This is a genomic window from Alteromonas sp. S005, from assembly GCF_036864475.1.
Lineage (GTDB): Bacteria > Pseudomonadota > Gammaproteobacteria > Enterobacterales > Alteromonadaceae > Alteromonas.
In genome coordinates this window covers 1-19,640 of sequence record NZ_JAZETN010000024.1, presented here as the reverse complement: position 1 = coordinate 19,640, position 19,640 = coordinate 1, and the positions used below count along the sequence as shown (strand labels likewise).

Sequence of the window (19,640 nt, the reverse complement as noted above, 5' to 3'; positions counted from 1 at the left end):
TTATTGCGGCAGATTGACGGTAACGATAACACCCGAGCCATCTTCCCTATCATTTAATAAGAGCTGACCTTTATGAAAAGTGGCTATCATGTTCGCAATATAAAGACCTAACCCTAAATGAGGGGAGTTAGTCGCGTTTTGCACGTCATTTTCTTTTCTTACCGACACCATGGATTGCGTCAGCTGGCTCTTCATTCCTTTGGGAAGTAAAGGCCCGGGGTTACTCACTGACAAACGCACTGACTTGTCATGCTTTTCCAGTTTGACGATGAGCTCATCATTGTCTTTGCTGAAGTCCACAGCGTTTGACACGATTTTATCGAAAAGTTGGGCAATAAGTTCAGGTGACCCGTTAATAAGCAAACTATTATCAGTGGAACTAAAGGTCCATTTTCTTTGCGCATAAGCGTGCTGATATCCCTGAACACATCCGTCTATTACCTTAGTAATATTAAAGGTTTCGACGTCTTCTTGCTCAATCGCTTGCTCTAATCGCGTAGCTTCACTCATGCTGTTTAATATGGTGCTTAGACGATTTACGCCGGATTGAGCCCTTTCAACAAAGACCGCTTGTTGGTCAGCATCATTAACGTGAGAAAGCATATCCAAGGATGACTTCACCACAGCGATAGGTGTTCTAAGCTCGTGGGACAAACGAGATGCCATGTTTTCTAAGTAGGAGTTGTACTGCTGCAAGCGTGAAAGGACGTCGGCAAATGAACGAGATAAATCACCGATTTCATCACGCTGATTTGATACCGGCAGGGCTCCAATGATTTTGCCATTGTCGTCAATGACAGCTTCGGTATTATCGCGAAGAGAGCGAATGCGGTTTGAAATTCGCGTAGCGAAAAGCAATAGCCCTAATGTACCTATGGTCATCACTGCCAAAATTACGTGAAAGAGTTGCTCTAGTGCTCGGTTTCGCAAGGTGCGAATGCCATTGGTGGTTTGCTCTACAATAACTGCACCCATTACGTTGCCTTCAATAAAAATAGGGTAGGCAGCGGAAAGTACTATGGCTTTGTTATCGGGTGATAAACGCCAAAGTGAGTCTGGTTGTCCATTTAACGCCGTCCCTAAATCCTGCCCCACGAGCGCATAGGCATCGTCTAACTCATCGATAAAGTCGGCAGGTGGACGGGTAAGGATTTGGTAGTAAAGTGGAAGTAACCACTCACTTTCTATCCATTGCCAAACCGCGTTGGATGCGGCCTCTTTTTCATCTACTTTAATGCCAGTGGCCGACTGAATATCACCAGCACGAGCAAGTACCCGCTTGTGCTTATCTACGACCCACACCCGCGAATCGGCATATTTTAAACCCGCCAGGATACGCTCAATTTCAGGCGAGGGCGTTATGACAGTACCCAATTCAGCGAGCTCTTTTGTATTTGCTGTGCCTAAAGCGTATTGCTTCAATCGACGTTCATTGTTGTCTACATCGACAAGTGTAAATGCTAAGCCGCCTGTGGTCATAGACAGCGGAAAGCGCAGTTCAATGTTGTAGCCAGTGGCGGTCTCCTGCCAGCGACCTTGAATAGAAAGCGCGTTCTCTATTGCCCGCGTTGTGGATGTGTTGGTAGCAAGTTTGTACGCGTTTACCCAGCCACTTTCGTAGGGCGCAACAACGTATCTTGCTAGCTCGCCTTGTGGAGTTTCCATGCCGATAAGTAAATGGTCGCCCGTTTCTACGCTTAAGCTATTAGGTTGCCGCCATAACAGCCCGTCATCGCTGACTTCAAACATGGCATACAGAAATTGTCCGTAGCGTCCCACCATATGTTTAAATGACAGGCTAGTGGGTTCGCCAGCAAAGCCGTTGTAATACTCAATGACTTCATTACTGCCATACTCGCTCATTAATTCGCTAACTTGCTGCCAGTCGTTAAGTTCGCCATCTAGCTGAATAGGATAAGGAATAGGCGGCGCGTAAAGGTCTGTGCCGGGGCGTACGTCTTGAAGATAAGCTGATTGACTATCAAATAAAGCGGGTCGTTCGTGAAGGGCAGTGGCAACGGCTCGCGCCGTACCTATCATGGTTTGCTCTTGACCATTTCTAAGGTACTGCTCGAGCTCCCACACATAGTTATAGCCCAAGTAGGGAATGGTGAATAGGAACAACGACAGCACCATTAGCTGAAGGCGGATAGAAAAGCGAAATCCCATGAGTGTAGTCGGTTGCCTCTATTTTTCTTACTGGTGACACACAGCTTCAGACGCAAGCATTTTAAAGCTGCCAGCGATATCCCATACCGTACACGGTATCGATATGATCAAAGCTTGCGTCAAGTTGTACAAACTTCTTGCGCATACGTTTGATATGCGAAGTAATAGTGGTGTCGTCTACCACCATTCTGGACTCATCCATTAACTGTTGGCGGCTTTTCACATGACCAGGGCGCTTAATGAGCGCATGCAGCATCCAAAACTCTGTGACCGTTAATAAAACGGGCTGGTTTTGCCAGCTTACCGTCATTCTCGACACGTCTACTTTTAAGTCGCCCACTTTTAGTTCGTCTTTTTGCTCTGTGGGGGCAGCAAGTAAGTCTGTACGCCTGAACAAGGCTGCAATGCGTGCTAGCAGATGAGCCATGCTGATATCTTTAGTCAGATAGTCGTCCGCGCCCATTCTAAGGCCGCTGATAGTATCTACGTCGTTATCTCGTGCAGTAAAAAAGATGATAGGTAGGGTTTGAGAAAGACCTCGCAGTTGCTGGCAAAGCATAAACCCACCTTCTATCTCATCTTTCAAACCAATATCTATAATGGCTAAGTCGGGTAGGGTGTGGTTAAACGCTTCGGCCGCAGATGGCCTGTCTTCATAGGCATTTACGCTATATCCCTGCGCTTTAAGCGCCATAATGTAGTTTTCGCGAATGGCCGCGTCATCTTCCACTAATGCAATTGTCTTTGGCATACATTAACCCGCAAATATTATTCTGATAGAGCGAACACTATACCTATGAACAAAAGCTATTGCCTAAGTTCGGCATAAAATCCTCCAGCCTGCCTCATTTACGCCATATTTGAGAGTGGGTATCGTGAAATTTAAGCTGGAAGAGCATTGAGAAACGCGGTTTTAAATAAGGCTCTGCGCACTCCTCTACATGCTGATTGTACAGGCATTTTAAATCACCACCACATTTCCATAATTACGCGCTTTTTTTGCCATGAATAACGGGTTTAATAGTATTTGTCCGTCGAGTTTAGTGCACTGCTTTTTTTAAGTGCCAAGCAAGATAGGCGGATTGCACTGTAGAAGCCTCTTTAAGACTAGGAGAGGGGAAACAGTGCCGTGGAAGCGGTAAGGCTGAACTTCTACGTAAAAGTCTTAATTATCTATTCAGACTGGTATTAAGCTACCCTTTGCGCTGCGTACTACCCCAACGGTACGCGGCGCTTTTTTATTGGGGTTGAAAAAAGGCGTTTTCGCTCTCATTTAAGAGACGAAAGTTTAAACTGTTTAAAGCAGCCACTAAACGCGAGTGTATTCATTTAATAGCATGAACTAGGTTACACTTCGTTAACTATATATTGTTAGCGACAGATAACTGCATCTCACTAAAGTTAATTAGGGCGTGCTGACCTTTGGTTTGCATCAAAGGTCAATACGTCTTAGTGATCACACTCTCACTATGGGCAAATCATGAAAGCGTTGGACATTAAAGGGTTAACCAAAACCTACAAAGGTGGCGTACAGGCACTAAAAGGCGTCGACCTTACAGTACAAGAAGGAGACTTCTTCGCATTACTTGGCCCAAATGGGGCGGGTAAATCTACCACTATTGGTATTATCAGTTCACTTGTAAACCAAACCAATGGCAGTGTGTCGGTGTTTGGTTATGACCTCACAACGCAAAAAGAGCTAGCAAAAGCCTGCATTGGTCTAGTGCCACAAGAGTTCAATTTCAACCAGTTTGAAACTGTACTGCAAATTGTATTGAATCAGGCAGGTTACTACGGCGTACCGCGCAGTATTGCGAAAGAGCGTGCTAAAAAATACCTTGCTCAGCTTGACCTGTGGGAAAAACGCGATGCTCGCGCGCGTGAGCTATCGGGTGGTATGAAGCGAAGACTGATGATTGCTCGAGCACTCATGCATGAGCCGAAATTACTTATTTTAGATGAGCCAACCGCGGGCGTAGATATTGAAATTCGCCGCTCTATGTGGGGTTTCTTAGAAGAGATTAACCGCCAGGGGATCACGATTATACTCACTACCCACTATCTTGAAGAAGCAGAAATGCTGTGTCGTAATATCGCCATTATTAACAAGGGCACCATTGTCGAGAACACCAGCATGAAAGCGTTACTCTCTAAGTTAAGCCTAGAAACCTTTGTGTTGGATATCAAAATTCCAGAGGGCATGACGACGACAGGTGACCTACTAACCGGCTTTGAACACCGTTTGATTGACGACCATACCCTTGAAGTTGATGTAGAGAAGACCGAAGGATTGAACCCGGTTTTCACCCAACTCAGTGAAAAGGGTATTCAAGTAATGAGCATGCGCAATAAATCAAATCGCCTTGAAGAGCTATTTGTGCGTTTAGTTGAATCAGCGAAGCAAGCTGGCTAAACCCACAGCAGGTTAAGGTGAAAAACATGAAAACTGAAAGTACACAAATGAACACAGAAGAAAACGTGGGTTGGTTTAAGCAAAACTATGTGGCGCTAACCACTATTTGGATAAAAGAATGTACGCGCTTTTTGCGCATATGGGTACAAACCCTTGTGCCGCCAGCTATTACAATGAGTTTGTACTTCGTGATATTCGGTAGCCTCATCGGCAACCGTATTGGCGAAATGGGTGGCTTTACTTACATGGAGTTTATTGTGCCCGGTCTTATTATGATGTCGGTGATCACAAACTCCTACGCCAACGTGTCCTCTTCATTTTTTAGTGCTAAATTTCAGCGCAATATAGAAGAGCTACTTGTATCACCTGTGCCCACTTCGGTCATTATTCTGGGGTATGTGGGCGGCGGCGTGGCCCGCGCCATACTGATAGGTATTATCGTTACCTTGGTGTCGCTGTTTTTCGTTGATGTGCAAATCCACAATTTGGGCATTATTGCGCTCACGTTGTTACTCACTTCTACCTTGTTTGCGACTGCGGGTTTAATAAATGCAGTGTTTGCGAAGACCTTTGATGATATTAGCGTGGTGCCAACGTTTGTATTAACACCGTTAACTTACTTAGGTGGCGTGTTTTATTCGTTGTCGCTTTTACCTGAATTCTGGCAGTGGGTGAGTAAGGCGAACCCTGTTGTGTATATGGTCAACGGGTTTCGTTATGGCTTCTTGGGGGTCTCTGACGTAAATGTAACCTTATCGCTTACATTATTAGTAGGCTTTAACGCGCTGTTATTCAGTGTTGCCTACTATTTGCTTAAAACCGGTAAAGGTATTCGTAGCTAATGACCAGCGGTAACTCAAGAGAAATCACCACCTCGCAGGTAGGTATTCACGATAAGTTAGACGACTTAGTGAAAAAGTACCAAGCGAGTGAAAATAAGCGACCTATTAGCGACCATACACAAACCGCTTTTGACGATGTCAGCGCGTGGCTTGATGGCTTTAGCGGCGAGATCATTTTAGATTCATGCTGCGGCGTTGGGGAAAGTACGGCGAATATTGCAAGAGCAAACCCTAATGCGCGCGTTATCGGCATTGATAAGTCGGCGCTGCGGGTGGATAAACATGAACATTACAGTGCACAGCAAGACAACTATCGGGTTATTCGTGCCGATGTGAACGACTTCTGGCGCTTAGTAAAGCAGTCTAATTGGAACGTGACTCAGCATTTTCTGTTGTATCCTAATCCGTACCCTAAAAAGACGCAGGTTCAAAAGCGCTGGCACGGTAGTGCGGCTATGGTGGATCTGATGGCGATCACCCCAAATATTGAAGTGCGTAGCAACTGGCTTATTTATCTAATGGAATTTGCGCAAGCGGCTAAACACTACGGCATGGTGTCTGATTTATCTGAAGTCACTGGCGATGACCACATGACGCCGTTTGAGCGAAAGTACCGAGGGAGCGGTCAATCGTGCTGGCAGCTTAACTGTCGTAGCGAAGAAGGCTGAGTCTGCTATAGCAGCAAAAAATACTGAAAGCTGATAAAAGCGGGGTGAGATGAAAATCTCGCCCCGTTTGTTATTCAAATTTGTATAATTCGCTTATTAATGGCGCGCAGTGGCACTTCGCACATTCGCCATGGGCGGACTAAACACATATCCCTGTGCATAAGGAATGGGCAGGCGTTTTACGCGTTCTAGATGCGCCTCGTCTTCTACGTGCTCGGCAATAGTGCTTACTCCATGGCGTTCACATAGAGACAGCAGATAGTCTACATATTCCCTTACTGCCTCTTGTTCATCGTAATGTTTAATAAGCCCACCAGCTAGCTTTATGCCCCGAACCGGCAGGTTCATCAACGCCCGGATATTTCCTGGGCAAGAGCCTACATTATCGATAAACACGCCAAGCCCGGCATGCATACTTTTTTCTATAAAGGCGGTTAAGTTTTTAGGGTTAGACAGTGCTGTAGATGCACTGACTTCAATGCTTACTCGCTCGGGCGCAGGGTAACTCGCTAAGTGGGTTATAAGTGTGTTGGTGAGCTCTTGGTTATATAAATCTTTGGCGCTTATGTTGATATTCCAAGGAATATTGACGTCGTGAAAATAGCTAGCACATTGCACAAACATACTCGCCGCAAGCGTGTTTACATGCTGCTCTCGTTCAATAAGATAAAGAAACTCGCTGGGAAGAAACGTTTTATCCCCTCGGGTAATTAGACGTGCTAGGCATTCGTATCGCCACACTCCTTGGCTATTTAAATCAACGATGGGTTGAAAGTAGGGGACAATATCTTCTATGGAGAAATCCTCGGATATTTCGCGTATAGGCATAAACCGACCTCCTTGCAATAATGTATCTAATAGTGACTGATACGTCGCTGAGACCTGCACTTAACAGCTATAGCAGACTGCACATCCGCACTATTCATAAATTAAATATAGTTGAGAGTGCAAAATTTTGCGGTACTAATTTGAAAGAAGTATGGTTTATCCTTGCAGGTCACATCACTAGGCAGCTAAAGGTATAGTGTGTCAGTCATGTCCATGAAAATTGACTAACCAGTCTGAATGTTTCACATAAGACGGTGAATTGGCGGTTTCTACCTCTTGGCGAGCATTGCAATCTGATGTAAAGTGCCACACCCTGAAAGTATTGTGATAAGTTTCAGGTTTGGCAACGAATGGACCGCGTCAACGCGCATTAGCCTAGCCGATATCTAGTTTTTATATGGCAACGAGATATAGGGGTTAAATAGCTGCAGTTTAAGAAGCATGCTAATTGGCTAAAAGGAAAAGTAAGTGTCAGGCCGGTACCCTACAAAACCGCCTGTTTATTTCGCCCAATAAATGTAAGCGAAATGTGTGATTGTTTAAAGTATGAGGTGTGTTGAGTGGGTGAAGCGCAAGTTAGTTTAGAGCACCTGTTTAGGGTCTTTACCAAACCTGAACACAAAGACTCAAAGCTGGCTCAAATAGAGCAGCATTTATCTGACAATATCTTAGATTTTTTGTCGCAGCATGTAGTGACAAAAAAGACATCGTTAGAAGAAATTGAAAAAGATTTTTCAGACTCCAAAGTGCCTGAGTCACCTGAGTTTGTGTCTACTCATGCTGAAAGCTTACTTGATAAGCTTGTTGCGCACTCTGTAAATACTTACTCGCCTACTTTTATTGGTCACATGACCTCTGCGTTGCCTTATTTTCATCTACCGCTTTCTAAGCTAATGGTAGGGCTTAATCAGAACCTGGTTAAAATAGAGACCTCTAAAGCGTTTACGCCCCTAGAACGCCAAGTGCTGGGTATGATGCACAACCTTGTGTACGACCAGCCTCAAGATTTTTATGATGAGCACTTACACAGTGCAGCACACTCATTAGGCGCATTCTGTTCTGGCGGTACCATCGCCAATATCACCGCTTTATGGGTAGCTCGCAATAAATTGCTCGGCCCACAAAAAGGTTTTTCAGGCGTAGCTAAAGCTGGTCTCGCTGCTGCTTATCGTCACTACGATATTAATAACTTAGGGGTAATGTGCAGCAAACGCGGCCACTACTCGTTATCGAAGGCAGTAGACGTACTAGGTTTAGGTCGCGAGCAGTTACTAACGGTAGCTGCGCCGAAACAAACCTTAGATCCAGCAAAAGCCCTGCGCATTGGTAAACGCTACCAAGAAGAGGGAAATAAGCTTCTTGCTATCGTTGGTGTGGGCGGTACCACTGAGACCGGCCACGTAGACCCGCTAGATGAACTTGCTGACGTCGCAAAAGAACTGGGCTGCTGGTTCCACGTAGACGCTGCTTGGGGTGGCGCTACCCTATTTTCTGCGCGCTATCGCGACCGATTAAAGGGCATTGAGCGAGCAGACTCAGTCACCATTGATGCCCACAAGCAAATGTACGTGCCCATGGGCGCGGGCATGGCGCTTTTTAAAGATCCACAAAATGCCAACGCGGTGAGACATCACGCTCAGTATATACTCCGTGCAGGCTCTAAAGATTTGGGCGCGACGACGCTAGAGGGCTCCCGTAACGGTATGGCCATGATGGTGTACTCGGCACTGCATATATTTGGTCGTAAAGGGTATGAGCTTCTTATTGATCGCAGTATCGATAAAGCCAAAGACTTCTCACAAATGATAGATAAGGCGAGAGACTTTGAGTTAACGACTACGCCGACGTTATCGCTATTAACCTATCGAGTGTGTCCTGAAGAAGTGCAGGAAAAGTTAAAGCACGCTAACGCCCAAACGCGCAACGCAATTAACCAAAAAGTCGACGCGCTTGTTGTCGCAGTACAAAAGCAGCAGCGTGAAGCTGGTAAGTCATTTGTATCTCGTACCCGTTTAGAAGCGCCAGATTACCCGTCTCAATGTATTACCGTATTTCGCGTGGTCTTAGCTAACCCGCTAACGAGCCATAATGATTTGGCCGCTATTTTGGCCGAGCAACATCTTATTGCGAAAGAGACGCAGGCTTGGAAAGAGCTAATGGATTTTGTTCGCGAAGCTGATACCGTTGCTTCTTAATTTTTAACAGCGAAAAACAAAAAAACGCCCGATGCATGAAGTAATGCGTCGGGCGTTTTTTATAGTTTGTGAATAAGCGTCTTACGTTTAATTTCTCGTAATCTGCATGTTATCGATTAAACGGGTCTTACCCATAAACATAGCAACTAGCAATACTAGCTCTTTGTCGCTATCGCTCGCCGCTTCAAACGTAGCTGCGTTAACTACTTGGCAGTAGTCTTTCTTAAAGCCTTTCGCTTCTAAATTCGCTACCATGGTGCTTTCAAGTTCAGCAAAGTTAGTCTTACCATTTTCGATGCTCGCTTTAATACGCTGCATCTCTTCAAAGATAGCGCTCGCTGTGGCTTTTTCTGCGTTTGTCAGGTAGCCATTTCGAGAGCTCATTGCCAGACCTGACGCTTCGCGCTCGGTAGGTACACCATGAACGGTTACCGCCATCGACAAGTCGCGCGCTAAAGCGCGGATCACTTGTAGCTGCTGGAAATCTTTTTCGCCAAAGAAAGCATCGTCTGGCTGTACCATGTTAAACAGCTTGGTGACCACGGTTGCCACACCGCGAAAATGCCCTGGACGACTGGCGCCACAGTGAGAGTCGGAAATGCCGGGTACTTCTACGAATGTCTGTGCATCGAGACCTGCCGGATACATTTCAGCAACGCTAGGTAAAAATACGGCGTCTGCACCTACAGAAATCAGCTTAGCTTTGTCTTCTTCAATGGTGCGTGGATAAGCGTCTAAGTCTTCGTTTGCGCCAAACTGCATGGGATTAACAAAAATGCTTACCACCACTTTATCGTTGTGCGCTTTCGCTTTTTTTACTAGTTTAAGATGACCATCATGCAGGTTGCCCATCGTGGGAACAAAGCCTACGGTTTCACCATTTCGACGCCACGTATTTACGGTGTCGCGCAATGCTGAAATACTATCAAGCACCTTCATAATTTACCCCGTTATTCGAAGCTGTGTTCAGCAGAAGGAAACGCGCCGCTTTGCACATCTTCAATGTATTTTGACACAGCTTTACGCATATCACCGGTTTCTACAAGGTAGTTCTTGGAGAACTTGGGCATGTAGTTGGCGCTGATACCGAACATATCGTGCATCACTAGAATTTGGCCGTCGGTATCTTTACCTGCGCCTATGCCGATTACCGGTATAGTTAGGGCTTCGCTTACCGCTTTTCCTAGTGATGAAGGTACGCACTCAAGTACTAGTAGCTGAATACCGGCTTCTTCTAACGCTTTTGCTTCGCTAAGCAGCTTTTCTGCTTGGCTTGCTTCACGACCTTGTACTTTAAATCCACCGAATACGTGAACTGACTGGGGTGTTAAGCCTAGATGCCCGCACACGGGTACGCCGCGAAGGTTTAAGCCTTTAATAGTGTCGCATAACCAGCTTCCGCCTTCCATTTTTACCATACTAGCACCGGCAGCCATTAGCTTTGCTGCATTAGTGTAGGTCTGCTCTGTTGTGGCGTAAGACATGAACGGCATATCAGCTAAAACGAAAGCGCGCTCGGTACCGCGACGCACGCTTTTTGTGTGATAAGCAATATCGTCGATAGTTACTGGAAGGGTGTCGTCTTCACCTTGAAGAACCATGCCTAAAGAGTCGCCGATAAGAAGGGCGTCTACGCCTTGTTCATCAAACATTTTGGCGAAGCTGGCGTCGTAAGCGGTTAAAGAGGTGATCTTTTCCCCGGCCTGCTTTTTCTTAAGCAAGCCAGATACTGTTACTTTCTTCATGACATGTCTCAGATTGATATTTGTTGATATCGTGTGGCGAACTATACGGATTTTGTCGCTAATTGGAAGTCTCGCAGGCGACTAAGTCCCTCTAGCGAACAGTTAGCAACCCACGCTGAAATAGGCTTACCGTCGTGCATTACCATATTAGGGGCAATCTCAAACAGGGGGACCATAACGAACTCACGTTCTGCCATACCGTAGTGAGGAATGATCAAATCTGCAGTATCAATAGTTTCACTGCCGTATAGCAATATATCTAAGTCTAGCGTGCGCGGGCCCCAGCGTTCACCTTTACGCTCGCGGCCTTCTTCTAGCTCGATGCGCTGAAGTTGTTTTAACAGTCCGTGAGGTTTAAGCGACGTTTCTATTAAGCATACTGCATTAATATAGTCAGGTTGGTCTTGCGGTCCCATCGGCTTACTGGAATAAAGCGAAGAGGTTTTAAGTACGCGAGTATCTTCTAATCGGCTTATGGCATCAAACGCACGCTGCGCTTTTTCCTGGCTATTACCCAGGTTGCTACCTACGCCAATGTAAACATGCTCTTTATGCATCTGGACCTCGTTTCGCTGCGGGTTTACGCTTGCGTTTTCGCGGTGCACCTTTTCCGCCACCCTCGCTTTTGCGAAGCGCGTTAAGCATGCCTTTTTGTTTACCATTGTCAGCGTGCTGGAAGTGCGTCCACCACTGGGCTAGCTCAAGCAAATCGCCGCCTTCTACTTGGCCTCGAGCCAATAAAAAGTCATAGCCAGCTCTGAATTTCGGGTGAGTAAGCAATTGAAACGCGCGTCGACCAAAGCGTTTAGGAAGACGCTGCTGTAATATCCAGATGTCACGTACCACGGTAGAGAAACGCTTAGGGATCATAATGCGTTGCGTCTGACGGGCAATAACTTCGCCTGATGCAATGTTAAATGCATCGTGTGCGTTTAAGCCAGACTCGCTTTGCAAGCGTTGAGACTGCTCTTCAACCGGATACCATAATAATGCCGCATAAAGGAAAGCTGGTGTCACACGCTGATCGTTATTAATGCGTTCATCGGTATTGGCAAGCACGCGGCGTACAAACTGCATCTCTCGGCTGTTTTCATCTTTTAAAAATGGCGTAAGCTGGGGAAATAAAGGCTCAATTAAACCGTATTCGTGCAGCATCAAAAAGGTTTCTTCCCCTTTCCCCGATAAAAACAATTTAAGGGTTTCTTCAAACAAACGTGCTGGTGGTATGTTCTGGAGAAGGTTCGCCAGAGATTTCATCGGTGCCGCGGTTTTTTCTTCGATGCTCATGCCAAGTTTAACGGCAAAACGTACCGCGCGTAGCATGCGCACAGGGTCTTCACGGTAGCGTGTTTCTGGGTCGCCAATTAGCTCAACTTCACGCTTTTCTATCGCGGCTAGGCCATTAGCGAAGTCCTTTACCGTAAAGTCGGCCACGCTGTAATACATGGCGTTGAAGGTGAAATCCCGGCGCTCAGCATCTTCCTCGATAGAGCCAAATACGTTATCACGTACTAACTGGCCATGTGCGTCACGCTTAGCAATAGCTTTGCCCTTAGGGAGGTTTTCGTCTTCATCTGACTCTTGGTGATGGCCACGGAATGTGGCAACTTCTATGATTTCACGGCCAAAGACAATGTGTGCCAGGCGAAAGCGCCTGCCGATAAGACGGCAATTTCTGAATAATCCCTTAATCTGTTCAGGCGTAGCGTTAGTCACTACGTCGAAGTCTTTTGGTTCATGACCCATCAAAATGTCGCGTACACAGCCTCCCACCAAGTAGGATTCAAAGCCAGCTCCATTAAGGCGATACATTACTTTCAATGCATTTGCGCTTACATCTTCACGAGATATACCGTGCTCTCCACGGGTCATCGTCCTTGGCTTCAAAGCGTCAGAGGACGAGCTTTCTTTTGAAAAAGCACGCTTAACAGATTTAAAAACACGATGAATGATGATGGTATCTCCGAAGACTATAAAGGTCTGCTATGATAAGTGGATTCATGCTGTGGAACAATAATTTCGGGTGTTTTCACTACTTTTTTCCTATCCCACATGGAAATTGCCGTTTTAAGCGCTGAATCAATATCATCAAATTCTGAAGTACTTGGAAAGGGAAAGCCTAAAAAGTTCATTACACGCACAATATTATCTAGTGCTGTATCGCTGTTAACGGGGGCTGCTCGATTTTGTTTACTCAGTTTTCTGCCTGGCGCGACAGCCGCTACCGGCACATGCCCGTATTGAGGGGCAGTGTAACCGAGTGTTTTATACACCGCGCGCTGCAATGGCGTTACATCAATAAGGTCGCACCCTCTGATTACACAGTTAACTTGCTGAAATACATCGTCCAAAATGACCACAAGATTGTAAGAAAACAAACCGTCGCGTCGCTTAAGTACTACATCTTCGGCGTTTAAGCTGGCGCTTGAACTAGAAGGCGTAACCTTACCCATGAGCACATCTTCAAACGCCTCAAGTGGCATATCTACTTTTAGGCGCAGTGCACAGTCCTGTGTGGCTGAACACACCGATTTGCCCCGACAATTGCCGTTATAGATACCGCCCATAGCTTTAATTTGCTTACGTGTACAAGTGCAAAAGTAGGCACGCTTTTGAGCAAGTAAATCATTAAGGATCGCTTGATAACGAGGATGTTGCTGACTTTGGTAAATGACATCGCCATCCCAATACAAACCATGGGCTTCAAGTGTGGTGAGGATGTCCTTATCGACTCCTGCTATACAGCGTGGTTCGTCAATGTCTTCCATGCGAAGCAACCATTTGCCGTTATGGCTTTTCGCGTCTAGGTAGCTTGCAACAGCAGTAACGAGTGAACCGAAATGTAATTGGCCGGAAGGTGAGGGAGCAAAACGCCCTACATAGTTGTTATGCATAATTAGAGCTTAACAAAAAGCCCCATCTTTTTGGGATGAGGCTTTCTATATCAACATACTCGCGGTTATTAGCTTAACCTTGAAGTTGTTTTTCTTTGATTTCAGCCATGGTCTTACAGTCGATACACAAATCAGCTGTAGGACGCGCTTCTAAGCGACGGATACCAATTTCGATACCACAAGAATCGCAGAAGCCGAAATCGTCTTCTTCAATGCGCTTAAGCGTTTTTTCAATTTTCTTTATTAGCTTACGCTCACGGTCACGTGTACGTAACTCAAGGCTGAACTCTTCTTCTTGAGCTGCACGGTCTACAGGATCAGGGAAGTTTGCTGCTTCATCCTTCATGTGCGTTACCGTACGGTCAACCTCTTCACGAAGTTGATTGCGCCACGCTTTAAGCAATAGACGAAAGTGCTCTAGTTGGGGCTCGCCCATATACTCTTCGTCAGCTTTTGGCTCGTACGGCTGCAAACCTGCCAGCGCTAATAGTCCTAGGGATTTTGTTTCTTTTCCTGTTGGCATCTGCCACATCTCCTACACTACGACATCCATCTTGTCCTGATTGGACCGATATCTATATCAGACTCGACAGCTTCAGGCAATCGATCGTGTCTATGTAATTATTATGCTGGTGTGTTGTTTCTAATATTTGCCAGATGTTTAATCACTTATACGACTGGCTACCAGCAAACGCATTAGTGCGTTCTACCACTAAAACAAGGCGCAAATATGAAGGCGAAATGAAAAAAATCAACCTATTTTTTATAAAATCACAGGGAGTGATTGATTTAATAGGATTTTTTGTTCATCAATTATACAGCCTGCGGCAAGTACAGTTACGCCTGCATTAGCGGCAATCTGTACGCTTTCTGCATAGGTTGGATCAATATGCTTTGCAACTTGAACACTTTCAATAGCGGTATGTTGCACACAGAACAACAAGCTGGTTTTTACACCGCTTTGCGCTAGGCGAGCTAGCTCTAAGCAGTGTTTTGCACCTCGCTGAGTTACCGCATCGGGAAAGTAGCCTTTATTATTTTCCGCTAAGGTAACGGACTTTACTTCCATGTATTCTGTAAGCTCTTGACCCTGCGTATTTGCTCGCGTTAACGCGAAGTCGAATCGGCTATTGGCAGTTGGTGGTGTTACTTCTGCTTTCCAACCGCTGATATCGGAAAATTCATCTAGCACCTTGTTATCTAGTGCTTCTGCCACCAACTTATTAGCATTGTGTGTATTGATACCGATGAAGTGACCATCAAACGTTTGTGCAAGTTCCCATGTATACTTTAGCTTTCGTTTAGGGTTTGTCGACTCACTTAAAAAAATCGTGTATCCCGGCTCAGCGCAGCCGGTCATTGCACCTGTATTTGGACAATGAGCAGTAACGATCGAACCGTCGTCTAGCTCAACGTCGGCAAGAAATCGCTTGTACCTTTTAATTAAGGTGCCGCGTAATAAGGAAGGTGAAAACTTCATGTATCGCCTTTTTTATAAAAATTAGGTTCACCGCGTCGTTGTTCCCTGCAGTTATTTGTGTGCTATGCATAGGGTTTGTGGGAAATGAGCAACACGTTCGTGGTATGCAGGCATAAGAGAGTAACAAAGATTTGAGCAAGCGCAAAAAGCGCTTATCGAAAACAAAACGATGTATAAGGAATAAAACGCGATGGCAGAATTTACCGTTAGCCTTTCAACCAATAGTGCTGAAGCTGTATGGGGCGAAAGCGCTAAGCTTTCTTTCACTGAATCAGGTGCAGTTATTCATCTACCTGATGACAAGCTTAACGAGCGATTAATTCAGCAAGCAGCGAGAAAATTAGATGGTCTAGGGTTGCCTGCCGTTGCACTTAAGGGGGATTGGCATAAAGAGCAACAGTGGGCCTTTGCACTTAGCTTTACACGTGCTCTTAAGCCTGCCTCTATCCAATGGGCGGATACGGCTGACAAAGCTGCGCTAGAGCAGGAGTATGCAGCATTATTATTTACTCGCCAGCTGGTAAACGAAACTCCTGAAGACCTTAGCCCTGAAACCCTAGCGACACGTGCTGCACAGTGGCTTAAATCACTGGGTGGGGACAAAGTCTCTTACTCAATGACAGTAGGTGAAGACCTTAAAGAGCAAGGCTGGATTGGCATTTACAATGTAGGCCGAGGAAGTGAACGTCCGCCTGCAATGCTAGTCCTTGATTACAATCCCACAGGCAACGAAGATGCCCCGGTCGATGCTGTGCTAGTAGGTAAAGGGATTACTTTTGACAGCGGTGGCTACAGCATTAAATCTAGCGAAGGTATGTTAGATATGAAATGCGACATGGGTGGCGCGGCAACGGTAACAGGTGCGCTAGGCTTATCTATTTCTCAAGGCAGTGAAAAGCGTATCCAGCTAATTCTATGCTGCGCGGAGAACCTTATTAGTGGTCACGCTTATAAACTTGGCGATGTACTTACCTACAAAAATGGGGTAACTGTTGAAGTAGTAAACACTGATGCAGAGGGGCGTTTGGTGCTAGCTGACGGTCTAATGGCGGCAACGGAAACCGGCGCACCGCTAATTATCGATGCTGCAACGCTAACGGGTGCAGCGGTGGTTGCACTGGGCTCTGATTATCACGGCGTGTTCTCACTAGATGACAATGCGCGTGATCAAATGCTTAAAGCAGCAAAAGCAGAGAATGAGCGCTTTTGGCCTTTACCCCTTGAAGACTTTCACGCAGATCGCTGTCCATCGGCGTTTGCCGATACGGCAAATAGTCGCCCGATGAAAGGTGGCGGCGGTGGCGGTGCGTCAAACGCAGCCGGCTTCTTATCGCGCTTTGTCAAACCAGAAGGCTGGGTGCATTTAGATTTGGCTGCGGCCTATCACGGTGGCGCAACCTCTGAAATGCCAGTAGGTGCAACAGCAAAAGGTATTCGTTCAATTGCCAGAATGCTTAAAGACTTCAGTGCATAAATAAAAGCAGAGGGGGCTTCACAATGTGGCGCCCCTTTTCGTTAATTAGATCCCGCCTAAGCGTTCTGCGAGTGTTTTATAACGTTCAACATCACCGCTATCAAAAAGTGGGTTACCGTCGGTATCTTTGTCTTTTGATACTAAAAGGCTTTCGCGCTCTAGACGCTCTACGCGCACTTCTTGCACACCCAGAAATGCCGCCACTTCTTTTACCGTCATCAAACTCATTGCAATTTTTCCTATTGTGGTTGTTATTGTTAGGTTTTAACCTGACCTCGTCTTTGGTCAAGGCAGTGTCAACTCATCATTACATCAGAAGCGCTTTGTACAAGACATTACCTAAAAGGCGAATAAAACACTAAACATCTAGCTATGGTAAGCGGTCTTATCTACGCATTGCAAAAACCAAAGCCTAGATAAGGTTATCGTTGCTACGCCTGTTGCATACTGCTTCCTATTGTTTTAGTTAAGCCCATTTCTGCCATTTTTCGAGTCTTTTTAACGATTCTTTTAATGTTCACTTCAGTTTGCAGTGTACTTGTTTCATTGAATCGGAATTAGATAGATGTAATGAGCGGGTGCAGAGTGTTAAAAGGTGTTTTTTACTCACTCTGCTTGGTTTACCATTGCGCGTCACAACCACCTATCTGCATGAATCTTGGGTTATACTGTACGATTCACGTTTAAATTGGGCTTACGCTCTCAACCGGAGACAATAACAAATGGATACCTGGTCCGCTGCCGTCATGCTTTTTTTGATCATGGATCCGCTCGGTAATCTGCCGGTTTTTATGTCGGTGCTTAAATCGATAGAACCCAAACGACGTCAATTTATTCTTATTCGAGAGTTGTTGTTTGCCCTTGGTATTTTGTTCTTATTTCTATTTAGTGGTCAGTCAGTACTCAACTTTTTGAATGTAGAGCAAGAAACCGTGAGTATTGCCGGCGGCATCATTTTATTTCTTATCGCGCTTAAGATGATATTTCCGTCGTCTGGTAACCCCAGCGGACTTGCTGTGGGTGAAGAGCCTTTCTTGGTACCTCTTGCTATTCCCATGATCGCAGGCCCTTCAACGTTAGCTGCGCTAATTCTCCTTGCTAACCAAGCGCCAGATAGAATGGTCGATTGGTCACTAGCACTTGCCGCTTCCTGGTCGATTAGCGCTGTCATCTTATTATTTTCAAACGTGTTCCATAAAATTTTGGGGGAGCGTGGCCTAGTTGCTATGGAGCGATTAATGGGTATGATCCTCGTTATGATCGCTATCCAAATGTTATTAGATGGCGTTACCAAATATTTCATGCATGCCACTGGAGCCCTTTAAATGGCAAAGCAAAAACTTAATACCTTTGGGCGTGTTCGCGCCTTGGAAGGCTGGAAAGCCGTTGCATTCGGCGCTGCATTACTTGAACGTATGCTGCCTAACTACACGCTTTTTTGTGAGCTTACAGAAAGTGGTGATGCGAGTGCCTTACGCAACTGCTTAAACTTGGTCTGGGAAACGCTTAAGTCTCCCAAAAGTAAATTTAATATCGCGGTGCAGCTTGAAAAAGTGGAAGTTGCCACCCCTGATACTAGCGAACACGATAACTATGGCGTGTACCCTGCTATTGATGCAGCTATCGGATTAGCTGGCCTACTCAACCTAATAGCAGGTGACGATCCTCAAGGTGCTGTGGTAATCAGCAAGCTATCTCAAGGTAGCGTTGAAGCTTATTTATTAGAAAGCGAAGAAGCTGACGATGAGACCGTGAAAGGTCATCCACTTATGGAATTTGAAGTAGAGGTACAAAACGAACTGCTCGATTACGTTGAGCAGGCTAAGTATCCTGCAAAAGCAGCAGACGAAATGAAAGTCCTTGCACTGGAAGCGGGTATCTCAAACATAGGCCTTGAACTTTAAAGTCGCTACGCCGTGCACCTTAGGTAGGTTCACGGCTTTACGCAGCGCTAAGTGTACGTTTTAGTTAGTTCACTTCTATTAACATGTAGCGCAGTGCGCTGGTGTTTTTTTCTTTAATAACTTGCCAGTGGGTAGGTAACGTAGGTGTTGTGAGCGTGCTTTCATGCTCTAAGTAAACCACGCTGCCCCTTTGCACTAAATTGTGCTCTGCAAGGGATATAAGCGTAGGTTCTACTAAATCTTTGCCAAACGGCGGGTCGACAAATACTACATCGTAGGGTAATTCGGTAGGCGTTGAAGCGTTAAGCCCTTTCAAAATATTTAGTGCATTACCTTGATGGACGTTGGCTGACGCTACGTCATTTGCTTTAAGCAAAGTCAGGTTACTTTTTAGCTGTGACACAGCTTGATTATCTAATTCAATAAAATCGCAATGGGCGGCATAACGCGATAATGCTTCTAGCCCCAGTCCACCAGAGCCAGCAAATACATCTAGACAGCGTGCGTCGTTAATATGAGGCATTAACCAGTTAAATAAGGTCTCTTTATTTCTGTCGGTAGTAGGTCTCAACCCTTCTGCGTTTAATACAGGCAGCTTTCTACCGCGCCATTGACCACCGATAATACGTATTTGCCCAGTGCTACTTGGACCTTGGGCTTTCCCTTTTTTTGGTGAATGAGGTTTTTTTGCAGAAGATGGTGCCCGAGTAGGGCGAGAAACTCGCTTCATAGTGGCCGACAGTGGTATCATGCGTTCATACATTAGGCGGCAAGTGTAGCCGAAATTGCTAAGAATTTATAAGGATTTGTCCTAACGATGTCGAAACTTTTTGGCTGGTTCAGTAAGAACAAGAAAGCAGAGAAACAAAAAGCCCAAGCGGAAGAAGAGGCTCGCTTAAAGGCAGAAGCTGAAGCACAGGCGAAGGCGCAAGCGGAAGAAGAAGCTCGTGCAAAGGCAGAAGCTGAAGCACAGGCGAAAGCCCAAGCGGAAGAAGAGGCTCGCTTAAAGGCAGAGGCCGAAGCACAGG

At 45.8% G+C, this 19,640-nt stretch carries 19 protein-coding genes and 1 pseudogene; 8 read left to right on the top strand and 12 right to left on the bottom strand.

Annotation, left to right across the window (positions count from 1 at the left end):
- Together pdsS and pdsR are read right to left on the bottom strand one after the other, a co-directional pair.
- Positions 1–2,169: a proteobacterial dedicated sortase system histidine kinase gene (gene pdsS, locus V7R55_RS18535; protein ID WP_334060769.1), complete on the bottom strand. Its 2,169-nt coding sequence runs from the start codon at positions 2,167–2,169 to the stop codon at positions 1–3.
- Positions 2,170–2,230: 61 nt separating this feature from the next.
- Positions 2,231–2,920, bottom strand: coding sequence for a proteobacterial dedicated sortase system response regulator (pdsR, locus tag V7R55_RS18530; RefSeq protein ID WP_334060767.1), 690 nt, complete (start codon positions 2,918–2,920; stop codon positions 2,231–2,233).
- A gap of 729 nt (positions 2,921–3,649) precedes the next feature.
- Here pdsR and V7R55_RS18525 point away from each other — a divergent pair.
- From V7R55_RS18525 to trmB, 3 genes are read left to right on the top strand one after another with little or no spacing between them, the layout of a single operon-like run.
- Positions 3,650–4,582, top strand: a complete 933-nt coding sequence (locus V7R55_RS18525; RefSeq protein WP_334060766.1) for an ABC transporter ATP-binding protein — start codon at positions 3,650–3,652, stop codon at positions 4,580–4,582.
- 26 nt (positions 4,583–4,608) lie between these two features.
- On the top strand, positions 4,609–5,424 hold the full coding sequence (locus V7R55_RS18520) for an ABC transporter permease (RefSeq protein ID WP_205676508.1): 816 nt from the start codon (positions 4,609–4,611) through the stop codon (positions 5,422–5,424).
- The gene (trmB, locus tag V7R55_RS18515) at positions 5,424–6,092 is read left to right on the top strand and encodes a tRNA (guanine(46)-N(7))-methyltransferase TrmB (RefSeq protein ID WP_334060764.1); all 669 of its coding nucleotides are present in this window, start codon (positions 5,424–5,426) and stop codon (positions 6,090–6,092) included. The genes V7R55_RS18520 and trmB overlap by 1 nt, the downstream gene beginning before the upstream one ends.
- A 96-nt stretch (positions 6,093–6,188) precedes the next feature.
- Here trmB and V7R55_RS18510 read toward each other — a convergent pair whose 3' ends face one another.
- The gene (locus V7R55_RS18510) at positions 6,189–6,920 is read right to left on the bottom strand and encodes an EAL domain-containing protein (protein WP_334060762.1); all 732 of its coding nucleotides are present in this window, start codon (positions 6,918–6,920) and stop codon (positions 6,189–6,191) included.
- A gap of 560 nt (positions 6,921–7,480) precedes the next feature.
- On the opposite strand from V7R55_RS18510, the gene panP reads away from it, so the two are divergent.
- The gene (gene panP, locus V7R55_RS18505) at positions 7,481–9,115 is read left to right on the top strand and encodes a pyridoxal-dependent aspartate 1-decarboxylase PanP (RefSeq protein WP_334060760.1); all 1,635 of its coding nucleotides are present in this window, start codon (positions 7,481–7,483) and stop codon (positions 9,113–9,115) included.
- Positions 9,116–9,202: 87 nt separating this feature from the next.
- Here the strand turns inward: panP and panC are convergent, their stop codons facing one another.
- From panC to sfsA, 7 genes are all read right to left on the bottom strand, one after another.
- Positions 9,203–10,054 (bottom strand): pantoate--beta-alanine ligase, encoded by an 852-nt coding sequence (panC, locus tag V7R55_RS18500; RefSeq protein ID WP_334060758.1) that lies wholly within the window; start codon positions 10,052–10,054, stop codon positions 9,203–9,205.
- 11 nt (positions 10,055–10,065) lie between these two features.
- Positions 10,066–10,860 (bottom strand): 3-methyl-2-oxobutanoate hydroxymethyltransferase, encoded by a 795-nt coding sequence (panB, locus tag V7R55_RS18495; protein ID WP_334060757.1) that lies wholly within the window; start codon positions 10,858–10,860, stop codon positions 10,066–10,068.
- Between the two features lie 41 nt (positions 10,861–10,901).
- Positions 10,902–11,417, bottom strand: coding sequence for a 2-amino-4-hydroxy-6-hydroxymethyldihydropteridine diphosphokinase (gene folK, locus V7R55_RS18490; RefSeq protein ID WP_334060755.1), 516 nt, complete (start codon positions 11,415–11,417; stop codon positions 10,902–10,904).
- Positions 11,410–12,732 (bottom strand): polynucleotide adenylyltransferase PcnB, encoded by a 1,323-nt coding sequence (gene pcnB, locus V7R55_RS18485; RefSeq protein ID WP_334060752.1) that lies wholly within the window; start codon positions 12,730–12,732, stop codon positions 11,410–11,412. The genes folK and pcnB overlap by 8 nt, the downstream gene beginning before the upstream one ends.
- 98 nt (positions 12,733–12,830) lie before the next feature.
- On the bottom strand, positions 12,831–13,754 hold the full coding sequence (gluQRS, locus tag V7R55_RS18480) for a tRNA glutamyl-Q(34) synthetase GluQRS (protein WP_334060750.1): 924 nt from the start codon (positions 13,752–13,754) through the stop codon (positions 12,831–12,833).
- A 73-nt stretch (positions 13,755–13,827) separates the two neighbouring features.
- A complete protein-coding gene (gene dksA / locus V7R55_RS18475; RefSeq protein ID WP_012519849.1) occupies positions 13,828–14,277 on the bottom strand; it encodes an RNA polymerase-binding protein DksA in 450 nt (149 codons plus the stop codon).
- A 240-nt stretch (positions 14,278–14,517) separates the two neighbouring features.
- Positions 14,518–15,234 (bottom strand): DNA/RNA nuclease SfsA, encoded by a 717-nt coding sequence (sfsA, locus tag V7R55_RS18470; protein WP_334060748.1) that lies wholly within the window; start codon positions 15,232–15,234, stop codon positions 14,518–14,520.
- A gap of 190 nt (positions 15,235–15,424) precedes the next feature.
- On the opposite strand from sfsA, the gene pepB reads away from it, so the two are divergent.
- Positions 15,425–16,708, top strand: a complete 1,284-nt coding sequence (pepB, locus tag V7R55_RS18465) for an aminopeptidase PepB (protein WP_334060746.1) — start codon at positions 15,425–15,427, stop codon at positions 16,706–16,708.
- A 45-nt stretch (positions 16,709–16,753) separates the two neighbouring features.
- Here the strand turns inward: pepB and V7R55_RS18460 are convergent, their stop codons facing one another.
- A complete protein-coding gene (locus tag V7R55_RS18460) occupies positions 16,754–16,936 on the bottom strand; it encodes a hypothetical protein (RefSeq protein ID WP_014950994.1) in 183 nt (60 codons plus the stop codon).
- Positions 16,937–17,430: 494 nt separating this feature from the next.
- On the opposite strand from V7R55_RS18460, the gene V7R55_RS18455 reads away from it, so the two are divergent.
- Positions 17,431–18,033 carry a YhgN family NAAT transporter gene (locus V7R55_RS18455; protein WP_118491750.1) on the top strand — a complete coding sequence of 201 codons (603 nt, stop codon included), beginning with the start codon at positions 17,431–17,433 and terminating at the stop codon, positions 18,031–18,033.
- Positions 18,034–18,612: a YjaG family protein gene (locus tag V7R55_RS18450; protein WP_334060744.1), complete on the top strand. Its 579-nt coding sequence runs from the start codon at positions 18,034–18,036 to the stop codon at positions 18,610–18,612.
- 64 nt (positions 18,613–18,676) lie between these two features.
- On the opposite strand, the gene rsmD is transcribed toward V7R55_RS18450, so the two are convergent.
- Positions 18,677–19,363, bottom strand: coding sequence for a 16S rRNA (guanine(966)-N(2))-methyltransferase RsmD (gene rsmD / locus V7R55_RS18445; RefSeq protein WP_334060743.1), 687 nt, complete (start codon positions 19,361–19,363; stop codon positions 18,677–18,679).
- Positions 19,364–19,429: 66 nt separating this feature from the next.
- On the opposite strand from rsmD, the pseudogene V7R55_RS18440 reads away from it, so the two are divergent.
- Positions 19,430–19,640 (top strand): annotated as a pseudogene (locus tag V7R55_RS18440) (signal recognition particle-docking protein FtsY); the annotation flags it as partial.

Excerpts from the sequence above, each read along its gene's own strand:
- pdsS (WP_334060769.1), bottom strand. The coding sequence starts at position 2,169 with ATGGGATTTCGCTTTTCTATCCGCCTTCAGCTAATGGTGCTGTCGTTG.
- pdsR (WP_334060767.1), bottom strand. The coding sequence starts at position 2,920 with ATGCCAAAGACAATTGCATTAGTGGAAGATGACGCGGCCATTCGCGAA.
- V7R55_RS18525 (WP_334060766.1), top strand. The coding sequence starts at position 3,650 with ATGAAAGCGTTGGACATTAAAGGGTTAACCAAAACCTACAAAGGTGGC.
- V7R55_RS18520 (WP_205676508.1), top strand. The coding sequence starts at position 4,609 with ATGAAAACTGAAAGTACACAAATGAACACAGAAGAAAACGTGGGTTGG.
- trmB (WP_334060764.1), top strand. The coding sequence starts at position 5,424 with ATGACCAGCGGTAACTCAAGAGAAATCACCACCTCGCAGGTAGGTATT.
- V7R55_RS18510 (WP_334060762.1), bottom strand. The coding sequence starts at position 6,920 with ATGCCTATACGCGAAATATCCGAGGATTTCTCCATAGAAGATATTGTC.
- panC (WP_334060758.1), bottom strand. The coding sequence starts at position 10,054 with ATGAAGGTGCTTGATAGTATTTCAGCATTGCGCGACACCGTAAATACG.
- panB (WP_334060757.1), bottom strand. The coding sequence starts at position 10,860 with ATGAAGAAAGTAACAGTATCTGGCTTGCTTAAGAAAAAGCAGGCCGGG.
- folK (WP_334060755.1), bottom strand. The coding sequence starts at position 11,417 with ATGCATAAAGAGCATGTTTACATTGGCGTAGGTAGCAACCTGGGTAAT.
- pcnB (WP_334060752.1), bottom strand. The coding sequence starts at position 12,732 with ATGACCCGTGGAGAGCACGGTATATCTCGTGAAGATGTAAGCGCAAAT.
- gluQRS (WP_334060750.1), bottom strand. The coding sequence starts at position 13,754 with ATGCATAACAACTATGTAGGGCGTTTTGCTCCCTCACCTTCCGGCCAA.
- dksA (WP_012519849.1), bottom strand. The coding sequence starts at position 14,277 with ATGCCAACAGGAAAAGAAACAAAATCCCTAGGACTATTAGCGCTGGCA.
- sfsA (WP_334060748.1), bottom strand. The coding sequence starts at position 15,234 with ATGAAGTTTTCACCTTCCTTATTACGCGGCACCTTAATTAAAAGGTAC.
- pepB (WP_334060746.1), top strand. The coding sequence starts at position 15,425 with ATGGCAGAATTTACCGTTAGCCTTTCAACCAATAGTGCTGAAGCTGTA.
- V7R55_RS18460 (WP_014950994.1), bottom strand. The coding sequence starts at position 16,936 with ATGAGTTTGATGACGGTAAAAGAAGTGGCGGCATTTCTGGGTGTGCAA.
- V7R55_RS18455 (WP_118491750.1), top strand. The coding sequence starts at position 17,431 with ATGGATACCTGGTCCGCTGCCGTCATGCTTTTTTTGATCATGGATCCG.
- V7R55_RS18450 (WP_334060744.1), top strand. The coding sequence starts at position 18,034 with ATGGCAAAGCAAAAACTTAATACCTTTGGGCGTGTTCGCGCCTTGGAA.
- rsmD (WP_334060743.1), bottom strand. The coding sequence starts at position 19,363 with ATGATACCACTGTCGGCCACTATGAAGCGAGTTTCTCGCCCTACTCGG.